Origin of the sequence: Pararhizobium sp. DWP3-4, assembly GCF_049898205.1 — a bacterium.
Taxonomy (GTDB): Bacteria; Pseudomonadota; Alphaproteobacteria; order Rhizobiales; family Rhizobiaceae; genus Pararhizobium.
In genome coordinates this window covers 820,514-830,108 of sequence record NZ_JAFCXF010000002.1, presented here as the reverse complement: position 1 = coordinate 830,108, position 9,595 = coordinate 820,514, and the positions used below count along the sequence as shown (strand labels likewise).

General features: G+C 61.6%; 11 protein-coding genes. 8 read left to right on the top strand and 3 right to left on the bottom strand.

The genetic code is table 11. The features are described from left to right. The first annotated feature begins 665 nt into the window (after positions 1 to 665). Positions 666 to 1,148 carry a transcription elongation factor GreA gene (greA, locus tag ACP7E6_RS09300; RefSeq protein WP_426229414.1) on the top strand — a complete coding sequence of 161 codons (483 nt, stop codon included), beginning with the start codon at positions 666 to 668 and terminating at the stop codon, positions 1,146 to 1,148. Between the two features lie 206 nt (positions 1,149 to 1,354). Next, on the top strand, positions 1,355 to 1,828 hold the full coding sequence (locus ACP7E6_RS09295) for a VOC family protein (RefSeq protein ID WP_426229413.1): 474 nt from the start codon (positions 1,355 to 1,357) through the stop codon (positions 1,826 to 1,828). A gap of 84 nt (positions 1,829 to 1,912) precedes the next feature. Here the strand turns inward: ACP7E6_RS09295 and ACP7E6_RS09290 are convergent, their stop codons facing one another. Then, positions 1,913 to 2,653: an SDR family NAD(P)-dependent oxidoreductase gene (locus ACP7E6_RS09290; protein ID WP_426229412.1), complete on the bottom strand. Its 741-nt coding sequence runs from the start codon at positions 2,651 to 2,653 to the stop codon at positions 1,913 to 1,915. A 190-nt stretch (positions 2,654 to 2,843) separates the two neighbouring features. Here ACP7E6_RS09290 and ACP7E6_RS09285 point away from each other — a divergent pair, with 190 nt between their 5' ends. The 3 genes from ACP7E6_RS09285 to ACP7E6_RS09275 all read left to right on the top strand — a co-directional run bounded on the left by ACP7E6_RS09285 (position 2,844) and on the right by ACP7E6_RS09275 (position 6,207). Next, positions 2,844 to 3,752 (top strand): AraC family transcriptional regulator, encoded by a 909-nt coding sequence (locus ACP7E6_RS09285; RefSeq protein ID WP_426229411.1) that lies wholly within the window; start codon positions 2,844 to 2,846, stop codon positions 3,750 to 3,752. Between the two features lie 143 nt (positions 3,753 to 3,895). Further along, positions 3,896 to 4,942, top strand: a complete 1,047-nt coding sequence (locus tag ACP7E6_RS09280) for an aldo/keto reductase (protein WP_426229410.1) — start codon at positions 3,896 to 3,898, stop codon at positions 4,940 to 4,942. Positions 4,943 to 5,031: 89 nt separating this feature from the next. Next, positions 5,032 to 6,207 carry a GAF domain-containing sensor histidine kinase gene (locus ACP7E6_RS09275; protein WP_426229409.1) on the top strand — a complete coding sequence of 392 codons (1,176 nt, stop codon included), beginning with the start codon at positions 5,032 to 5,034 and terminating at the stop codon, positions 6,205 to 6,207. A 37-nt stretch (positions 6,208 to 6,244) separates the two neighbouring features. Here ACP7E6_RS09275 and ACP7E6_RS09270 read toward each other — a convergent pair whose 3' ends face one another. After that, positions 6,245 to 6,604, bottom strand: coding sequence for a DUF805 domain-containing protein (locus ACP7E6_RS09270; protein ID WP_426229408.1), 360 nt, complete (start codon positions 6,602 to 6,604; stop codon positions 6,245 to 6,247). Positions 6,605 to 6,609: 5 nt separating this feature from the next. After that, positions 6,610 to 7,467, bottom strand: coding sequence for a 2,3,4,5-tetrahydropyridine-2,6-dicarboxylate N-succinyltransferase (gene dapD, locus ACP7E6_RS09265; protein WP_426229406.1), 858 nt, complete (start codon positions 7,465 to 7,467; stop codon positions 6,610 to 6,612). 206 nt (positions 7,468 to 7,673) lie between these two features. On the opposite strand from dapD, the gene ACP7E6_RS09260 reads away from it, so the two are divergent. From ACP7E6_RS09260 to ACP7E6_RS09250, 3 genes are all read left to right on the top strand, one after another. Then, positions 7,674 to 8,573 carry an LOG family protein gene (locus ACP7E6_RS09260; protein WP_426229405.1) on the top strand — a complete coding sequence of 300 codons (900 nt, stop codon included), beginning with the start codon at positions 7,674 to 7,676 and terminating at the stop codon, positions 8,571 to 8,573. 84 nt (positions 8,574 to 8,657) lie between these two features. Beyond that, positions 8,658 to 9,095 carry a pyridoxamine 5'-phosphate oxidase family protein gene (locus ACP7E6_RS09255; protein ID WP_426229404.1) on the top strand — a complete coding sequence of 146 codons (438 nt, stop codon included), beginning with the start codon at positions 8,658 to 8,660 and terminating at the stop codon, positions 9,093 to 9,095. A 123-nt stretch (positions 9,096 to 9,218) separates the two neighbouring features. Beyond that, positions 9,219 to 9,590, top strand: coding sequence for a hypothetical protein (locus ACP7E6_RS09250; RefSeq protein ID WP_426229402.1), 372 nt, complete (start codon positions 9,219 to 9,221; stop codon positions 9,588 to 9,590). Positions 9,591 to 9,595 lie beyond the last annotated feature (5 nt).

Here is a 9,595-nt window from a genome sequence, read left to right as displayed (position 1 = left end):
CGTCTCGCCGCGAAAGGCCTGTCTTTCGACACACCAGTCGCCGGTCCTCATGTGTGCCTCACAGGCACGCCCCGCCATTTTGCAGACGAGAGGGAAACCACTTTCTGACCATCCACCGGGCAAAGGCTTACGTCTGTCCTTCACCCGGCACCGGCCCTGTCTCACCGCTACGCCTAGCAGTCTCGCCGATGACAGGACGCACTGATGATGGCACGGGTTTTGAGGGCGGGGATTTGCGGGGATAATTTTTTAAGTAGGGTGGGCAGTGGTCGCGAGGAGGACGGGGCGATAAGTGCTTGAAGTTAAATGAAGGCAGGCCGTTTTCTCCCACTAACGCGGGACGAGTGCTCTGCACTGAGGAGGTGCATATTTCCTCCCTCATCCAAGGGGCTTGACCCGAGGATGATGTGTTATTGGGCAAATGCCGTGTCTGAATTCCTGCGGCATGTGAGGATAATGGCTCGGTGTATGGTATGCTGCTTATTGGGAAATAACCCGAAACGTGAGCGGCGTGGGCGACCGATAGTAAACTATCGGCGGATAACCCCTTGTCTTGCGATAGACGGTTCTGACAAACATGCGGGCAATGGCCCCTTGCCCCTTGCCCCTTGCCCCTTGCCCTGGGCGCCTGCAACAGCGCATCGTGCCGAAATGGAGTTTTGAGATTGAGTGTTGCCTTTGCCAAGGATGATAGTGCTGAAACGGCTGCGGAAACCCATTTGCCGGACCGGCCGATTTCGCCGCACCCGAACCGGGTGACGGAGGCTGGATTGAAGGCGCTGGAGTTGGAACTCAGCCAGGCCCGTGCGGCCTACGAGGCCACGAGTACGATCGAGGACGTCAACGAACGGCGCAGGCAGGCGGCCACCCCGCTGCGCGATACGCGCTATTTTGCGGCACGGGTTCATACGGCCGAAGTTATGCCCGCGCCGGCATCGATCGACAAAGTCTCGTTTGGCAGCACGGTGACGTTCAGCCGCAACGACGGGCGTGTGCAGACCTACCGGATTGTCGGCGAGGATGAAGCCGATCCCAAGGCTGGATCGATTTCCTATGTCTCGCCGGTGGCGCGGCTTTTGACGGGCAAGGCCGTCGGCGATGTCGTGGGCGCCGGTGATCAGGAACTCGAGATCATCGCGATTGCCTAGAATACCCGCCAGCATGTGACGGCTATGGTTCTGCAGGCATTTCAACGGCTGCGGGGTCTCCGAAACTTCGGACTCAGCTTATGCCGCAATTGGGCCAGAACGACCCCTGCTTATAGTGCTCGTGAATTGGTTTGGACGGCCTGGACAATTCGGTTTAGTTTTCGGTTCCGATGGAATTGGAGAATGAAGCACGAAAGGACACTGCAATGGCAAAGAATACCATCTGCCTCTGGTATGACAAAGACGCTGAAGCCGCCGCCCGCTTTTACGCCGAGACATTTCCCGATAGCGCAGTGGGTGCCGTCATGCGTGCCCCTGGAGACTATCCGGACGGCAAGCAGGGAGACGTGCTGGTTGTTGAATTCACGGTTGCCGGTGTTGCCTGTATTGGCCTGAACGGCGGCCCCGCATTCAAACAGGACGAAGCCTTCTCATTCCAGATATCAACGGACGATCAGGAGGAAACCGACCGCTATTGGAACGCCATTGTCGGCAATGGCGGCCAGGAAAGTGAATGCGGCTGGTGCAAGGACAAATGGGGCGTGTCCTGGCAGATTACCCCCCGCGTCCTGATGGAAGCGATGGCGGCCGGCGGCGGTGAAGCAAAGCGCGCCTTCGATGCGATGATGACCATGAAGAAGATCGACGTCGGGGCGATCGAAGCGGCTCGCCGCGGCTGACACCGGTCTTGCGCAGGCCCCCAATTTGCCGGAGCGCGGGCATTCGGCGCACGTCCGGCATGGATGGCGGTTAAGGGCCGTTCTTCACCAGCCGCGCCAGCCGGCGGAGGCCACCAGCTCGTTGCGGATGAAGGCGATATCGTCGGAGGCGGCTTGCGTGCCGGCTCCGGGCAGACGGCCCCGGCGCAGCGACCTTAGTGCGGGAATGCGGCGTGCGGTCTTTTCGAGAAGATTGGGGCTGCACAGGTTTTCCGCATCGAAACCGGCCGGATCGATCGAGACGACGCGGATGCCGCGCTGGGCGAATTCGCGGGCAAGGCCAAGTGTCAGCATGTCGATGGCGCTCCTGATGGTGGACTGCGTTTCCGCATCCGGCGCTCCGGCCTGCGGGGCGGCATTGGCCATGGCGCTCATATTGATGATGATGCCGCCCTTGCCGGCAAACTGGCGGGCCGCTTCCTGGCACATCAGGAACGTGCCGAAGACATTGACGGCAAAGGTCCGGTTGGCGTCTGCTTCCGCCTGTTGCGGATCGACCCGGACGATGCCGGCATTGTTGACGACGATGTCAGGCCGGCCGAATATCTCGATCGTCGCCCGAAAAATGCGTTTCACATCCTGCGCCTGCGAGACATCGCCCTCGACGGCGACAGCCCGGCCACCGCGCCGGACGATCCCGGCGGCAAGGCGGGATGCACCTTCGCTATCGGCGACATCGTTGATGATGACGGCAGCGCCTTCAGCGGCAAGCCGGGCTGCGATCCGGGCCGCCGGTCCATTGGCAGCGCCGGTGACGACGGCGGTTTTTCCGGTCAATCTGGTCATGGCGATTTCCTTGATTCTTCGGACGTGCTGATCCGATGAGCCAAGCATGCGGCAGGCAAGGGCTATAGCGTTACAACGATACTCCGAGATTTCTATGCGATCCTGCAAATGTGCAGGAGTGGGCATTTCCCGGTCCGATATTCCGGAGTAGCGTCGGATCAGTCGAACATCAGGGTATCGTTTCCGCGCCATGCAGAACCAGACAGAACGCTTCGGTGAAATCGCTGAGATCATTGCGCGGCACACGCCTGGAACAGGCATGTTCGAGACCGCGATCGACAACCTGCTGCTGGGACGCCAGACCGCACCCACCAACCCTGTTCATCTGGCACACCGTCCGGCTTTCGCGCTCATTGCCCAGGGCCAGAAAAGTGTGACGCTCGGGCAGGATGTCTATCATTACGGGGTTGGCGATTGTGTCGTGGTGTCGTTCGACCTGCCGGTTATCTCGCGGGTCAGCGTCGCCAGTCCGCAGGCGCCGCATCTGGGGCTTGGCATGGTGATCAATCCCGACCGGCTACGCGAGGTGCTGCAGCGGATCGCCGTTCCATCCGTCGCGGCAACGGCCGATGGCATGCGGGGTCTTGTCGTCCACAAGGCATCGCCAGCCCTGGTGGACGCGACACTCAGATACTTGAAGCTCCTTGATACTCCGAACGACATTGCCGGCGTGGCGCCCCTCGTCGAACAGGAAATTCTCTATCGTCTTTTGACGGGACCGTACGGGCCGCGCTTGATCCAGATCGCCACGGCCGACAGCCCGGGAAACCGGGTCGCCAAGGCGATCGCCTGGCTGCGGGAACACTATGTCCGGCCCCTGCGGATCGAGGATCTGGCCGATCATTGCGGCATGAGCGTTTCGTCGCTGCATCATCATTTCAAGGCGGTCGCGGCGATGACGCCGATGCAGTATCAAAAGCAATTGCGGCTCAACGAGGCGCGCCGGCTGATGCTGGTCGACAATATGGACGCCGGCATGGCCGGGCATACCGTCGGTTATCAGAGCCCGTCGCAGTTCGGACTGGAATATACCCGCTTCTACGGCCAATCGCCGCTGCGCGACGTCTCGATGCTGCGCACGCAGGTCGCGGCCGAATAGCAAAAACCGTTTTGGACGCGCAGAGCGGCGTTCGAAAAGCCCCGGGGTGGCAACACAGCCGTTGCGCCCTACGTCTCTCAAAAGCACTGCCCGCGCTGCCGGGCCCTTCCGTACCCTTAATTTCAAGAACTATGGAGCACCCCATGCGTTACAATCAGCTTGGCAATACCGGCCTGTTCGTTTCGGAAATCTGCCTGGGCACGATGACCTTCGGATCGGCCGAAGGCGCCTTTTGGGGCGGCATCGCCGGTGTCGATCAGGATGCGGCCGACCGGATCGTCGAGCGGTCTCTGGCCGCCGGCGTCAATTTCATCGATACCGCCGACGTCTATTCGGCCGGCGAATCCGAACGGCTGCTCGGGCAGTCGCTGATCAATCTCGGTGTCGAGCGCAAGGACGTGGTGATCGCCACCAAGGTCTTTGGCCAGATGGGCAACGGCCCGAACGACCGCGGCGCCTCACGCGGCCATATCATGGACTCGGTTGAGGAGAGCCTGGACCGGCTGCAGATGGACCATATCGATCTATACCAGATCCACGGAACCGATACGGTGACGCCGATCGACGAGACGCTGCGGGCACTGGACGATCTGGTCTCGGGCGGACTGGTTCGTTATGTCGGCATGTCCAACTGGCAGGCCTGGCGGATCGCCAAGGCGCTGGGCGTTTCCGAGCGCAAGGGTTTTGCCCGGTTCGAGACGTTGCAGGCCTATTATTCGATCGCCGGGCGCGATCTGGAGCGGGATATCGTGCCGTTGCTGAATGAGGAAAAGATGGGGCTGATGGTCTGGTCGCCGCTCGCCGGCGGGCTGCTGTCGGGCAAGTATGGACCGGGCGCACCGGGCAATGGCGAAGGCCGCCGGGCAAGCTTCGATTTTCCGCCTGTTGACAAGGACCGGGCCTGGGCCTGCGTTGCGGCGATGCGCGAGGTTGCGGAAAAGCATGGTGCCAGCGTCGCCGAAGTGGCGCTCGCCTTCATCCTGGCCAAACCCTTCGTCACCAGCGTCATCATCGGTGCCAAGAGGGTGGAACAGCTGGATGAAAACCTGAAGGCGGTGAAGCTGCGGCTCGATGCCGACGATCTGGCCAAGCTCGACGCCGTCAGCGCCCTGCCGCCGGAATATCCGGGCTGGATGCTGGAGCGTCAGGGGGCAGCGCGCCGGCCGCAGCCGTTCGAAGCCAAGGCATGATGCCGCAGGGGCGGCGGTTGTCGCCGCCCTTGCCATCATCACGCTTGCATCTCAGGTGCATTCCGCAGAGAAAGAGGGAACTGCTTTGAATGCCTCCTATCGAAAGTCATGCATTGAACGACAATCCCGCCGCTGCGGTTGAGGCTATCGCACAGATCACCGCCGTGCCGACCATTCTCGATGTGGTCTGCAGAACGACGGGCATGCTCTTTGCGGCGGTGGCGCGGGTCACCGCCGACCGGTGGATTGCCTGCGGCGTTCAGGACAATCTGGCTTTCGGATTGGAGCCGGGCGGCGAGCTGAAGATCGAAACGACGATCTGCAACGAAATCCGCGATCACCGCCAGCCGGTGATCATCGACAACGTCGCCGAGGACCCGGCCTATTCCAGTCACCATACCCCGGCGATCTATGGCTTGCAGAGCTATATTTCCGTGCCGATCACGCTTGCCGACGGGTCGTTCTTCGGCACGCTCTGCGCCATCGATACGGTGCCGCGCAAGTTAAACACGCCGGAAATCGCCGGCATGTTCCAGCTGTTTGCCAATCTGATCGCCTTCCATCTCGACGCGCACGACCGGATCGACCAGGAGCGGCAGGGCAGCGAGCTGCGCGAGCAGTTCATCGCCGTGCTCGGCCACGATCTGCGCAATCCGCTGGCATCGCTCGATGCCGGCACCCGGATGCTGCAGCGCTCGGTGACCGACGACAAGAGCAAGACGGTACTCGGGTTGATGCAGAACAGCATTTCGCGGATGTCGGGCCTGATCGACAACGTGCTCGATTTCGCCCGCGGCAGGCTGGGCGGCGGTATTGCCATCGAACAGGCGGACCGCGTGCCGCTCCGGCCCGTTCTGGAACAGGTTGTCGCGGAGCTGAGCTTGGCCAATCCGGGCCGGCGGATCGAGGCTGACCTTACGGAGGCGATGGTCCGCTGCGACGAGGGCCGGATCGGCCAGTTGCTGTCGAACCTTTTGGCCAATGCGCTGACCCATGGCGATCCCGAGGCGCCGATCCGGGTGCGCTCCACCACATCGGGTGGCCTTTTCGAGATTGCGGTGACCAACGCCGGCGAGCCGATCCCCGAAGCGGTGGTCAAGGACCTGTTCAAGCCGTTCGTGCGCGCTTCGGCCAGGGCAAACCTGCAGGGGCTCGGCCTCGGGCTCTACATCGCCTCGGAAATCGCCAAGGCCCACAAGGGTAGGCTTTTGGTCACGTCAACGACGGAAGAGACCTGCTTCACCTTCCAGATGCCGCAGCAGTAGGCGGTACCTTTCCTGCAGCCCGGCATGTCTCCGCCAATCAGCGGCCGTAGTCGTTTGGCCCCTCCTTGCCCGGCCACAGGCAGAGCGCGAGGATGAGGACGGGGCTGAGCACCGGAATGAACAGGCAGATGGCCAGATGGCCGGGATAGCCGATATCGTGCAGTCTCTTGATGGTCATCAGCGCGATCGACGCGGTGGAGACAAGGGCGGTGACGACGAGGATCAGGGTCCAGAGCGCCAGCGGAATGTCGTTACCTTGATGGACCAGCACGCGGGACAGCACGAAGCCGCTGGCTGCGGCCCAGAATAGCCAGCCGAGCAGATAAGGCAGGCGGCTGACGCGGCCGGAGGGGCTGAAGAACAGCCAGGACATGCTCTGCTGCCCCTCCGTGCGCATAGGGATTAGTCTCGCAGAAGTTCGTTGATGCCGGTCTTCGAGCGGGTCTTTTCATCGACGCGCTTGACGATGACGGCGCAATAGAGGTTCGGGGCGACCACGCCGTTCGGCATGACGGCGCCGGAGCCCATCGAGCCGGCAACGACGACGGAATAGGGTGGTACTTCGCCATAGGTGACTTCGCCGGTGGCGCGATCGACGATCTTGGTCGACTTGCCGATGAACACGCCCATGCCGAGCACCGAGCCTTCGCGCACGATGCAGCCTTCGACCACTTCCGAGCGGGCGCCGATGAAGCAATTGTCCTCGATGATCGTCGGACCGGCCTGCATCGGTTCCAGCACGCCGCCGATGCCGACGCCGCCGGACAGGTGCACATGCTTGCCGATCTGGGCGCAGGAGCCGACGGTCGCCCAGGTGTCGACCATCGTGCCCTCGCCGACATAGGCGCCGAGATTGACGAAGGACGGCATCAGGATGGCGTTCGGGGCGATATAGGCGGAGCGGCGAACGATCGCGTTCGGCACGGCACGGAAGCCGGCTTCGCGAAACTGGTTTTCGCCCCAGCCTTCGAATTTCGAGGGAACCTTGTCCCACCAGGTGGACTGGCCCGAGCCGCCCTTGACGACTTCCATGTCGTTCAGCCGGAAGGACAGGAGAACGGCCTTTTTCAGCCACTGATTGACGGTCCAGTTGCCGTCGGCGCTGCGCTCGGCGACACGCACCTTGCCGCCGTCAAGCAGATCAAGTGCCGTATCCACCGCATCGCGGATCTCGCCCTTGGTGTTGATGGTGACGGTGTCGCGGTTGTCGAAAGCGGTGTCGATGGTTTGCGACAGGGAGGCGAGATCATGGGTCGTCATCGGAATTCCTTAAACTTCGGCGGCTATCGTAACCTGCTCTAGAGCATGATCCCGAAAAATTGAAGTGGTTTTCGGTTGCGGTCGGGGCTGGATGAAGGTGTATGTCCCGGAATGGGCGCGGGTGATTTGATCCGTAGCGACCGGGATGTTGAAAGGAGCATCCGGCAGCGATGATTTGCTGTCGGTTTGCGGCAGGAAAGTTTGACATGGCAAGAATGAAGAAGCGGAATCTGCGGCGCAAGGATGGGGTCTGGGACCCGTTGGTCGACAGCCAGCAGACCCGTCAGCGCGCGGCAGGCGTTCCGCAGACGCCACAATCGATGTCACCCTCCTACAGGCTCGCCTATACGGACGATGATTTCATGGCCCGCGAAGAGCTGCGCCCCATGCGGCTGCAGCTGGAACTGCTGAAGCCCGAAATGATCATGGCCGAGCGCGGCATCAATTCGACGGTGGTGATGTTCGGCGGGGCGCGCATTCCCGAGCCGGGCGGCGATGCCTGGGCGGCCAAGAACGACACTCAGCGCCAGAACCTGACGGCCGCCTCGGTCTATTACGAGGAAGCGCGCAAATTTGCCCGGCTCTGCTCGCTGCATTCGGCGCAGTCCGGATACAAGGAATATGTCGTGACCACCGGCGGCGGGCCGGGCGTGATGGAAGCCGGCAATCGCGGTGCCGACGACATCGGCGCGCCATCGATCGGGCTGAACATCGTGCTTCCGCACGAGCAGGCGCCCAATCGTTATGTGACGCCAGAGCTGTCGTTCAACTTCCATTACTTTGCCATCCGCAAGATGCACTTCCTGTTGCGCGCCAAGGCCGTTGTGGTTTTTCCGGGCGGTTTTGGCACGTTTGACGAACTGTTCGAGACGATCACGCTGATGCAGACCGGCCGCATGGCGCTGGTGCCGTTGATCCTGTTCGGCGAGAAATTCTGGCGCAGCGTCATCAATTTCGAGGCGCTGGCCGATTTCGGCACCATCGCACCCAACGATCTCGATCTCATCCAGTTCGTCGAAACCGCCGACGAGGCCTGGGAGATCATTGCGAAATTCTACGAGACGGTCGATCCGTCAACGGTGCCGGTGGCATCCGGCGAACGATAAAACGATCCCATCTTCTCCAGCCCGCGTCTGAACCAAACGGCGCGGGCTGCGTTTTCCCGTCATTCATCGACACGGGAGACGATCATGCCTTCGAAGAGCCTTTCCGAAATAGCCAAGAAAATGCGCGATATCGATATCGCCATGCTATCGACCCACACCGACGGCGGCGCCATCGCCGGCCGTCCGATGAGCAACAATGGCGAGGTCGATTACGACGGCGATTCCTATTATTTCACCTGGGAAAAATCGCGCATGGTCGACGACATCAAGCGCAACCCGAAAGTAGCACTCTCCTTTCAGGGCAAGAAGACCTTCATGGTCGCCGTCGAAGGCGAGGCTGATGTCATCAAGGACAAGGCGGCGTTCAAAGAGCACTGGACGAAGGATCTCGACGACTGGTTCAAGGACGGCGTCGATACCAAGGGTCTGGTCCTGATCAAGGTCAGTGCCGTCAGGGCGCATTACTGGGACGGCGAGGACGAGGGCGAGATCAAGCTGGACGGTGCCAAGCGGCGTCATTAAGGCATTCGCCGGTTCAAGCCGACTGCATCGGTCCGAAAACCGGCGTTGTGTCGCAGTGACAGCGGGTCGCGGCTGTGGCAATGAGCCGGGATGAAAATCCTGCGGCCAATCTTGAGAGATAGAGTGTCGGCCGGCGCCATTGCCGCGCTGTTCGCTGCCATGCTTTTGATGCAGGGGCTTCTCTCCGGTATTGCGCAGGGCACGATGGCAAGCGCTGCCGTCGATCCGTTCAACATTCTCTGCATCGCACATCAGGACGGCCCGCAGCAGACCTTGCCGGACGGCGGGCCGGCAAAGGCGGCGCACGACCTGTGCGCGACGCTCTGTCAGCTTGCCGCTGGCTATACGCCGGCTTTGCCCGGCCGCTCGGTCGATATTGTTTCTCCTGCGCTCAGCGTTGTGGTTGAAATCCATTTCGCTGCAAAGCCTGTGCCCCGGGCTGTCCTGCGCAGTTTCTTTGCTGAAGCCAGGGCACCTCCGTTGATCTCCGCATGACGCCA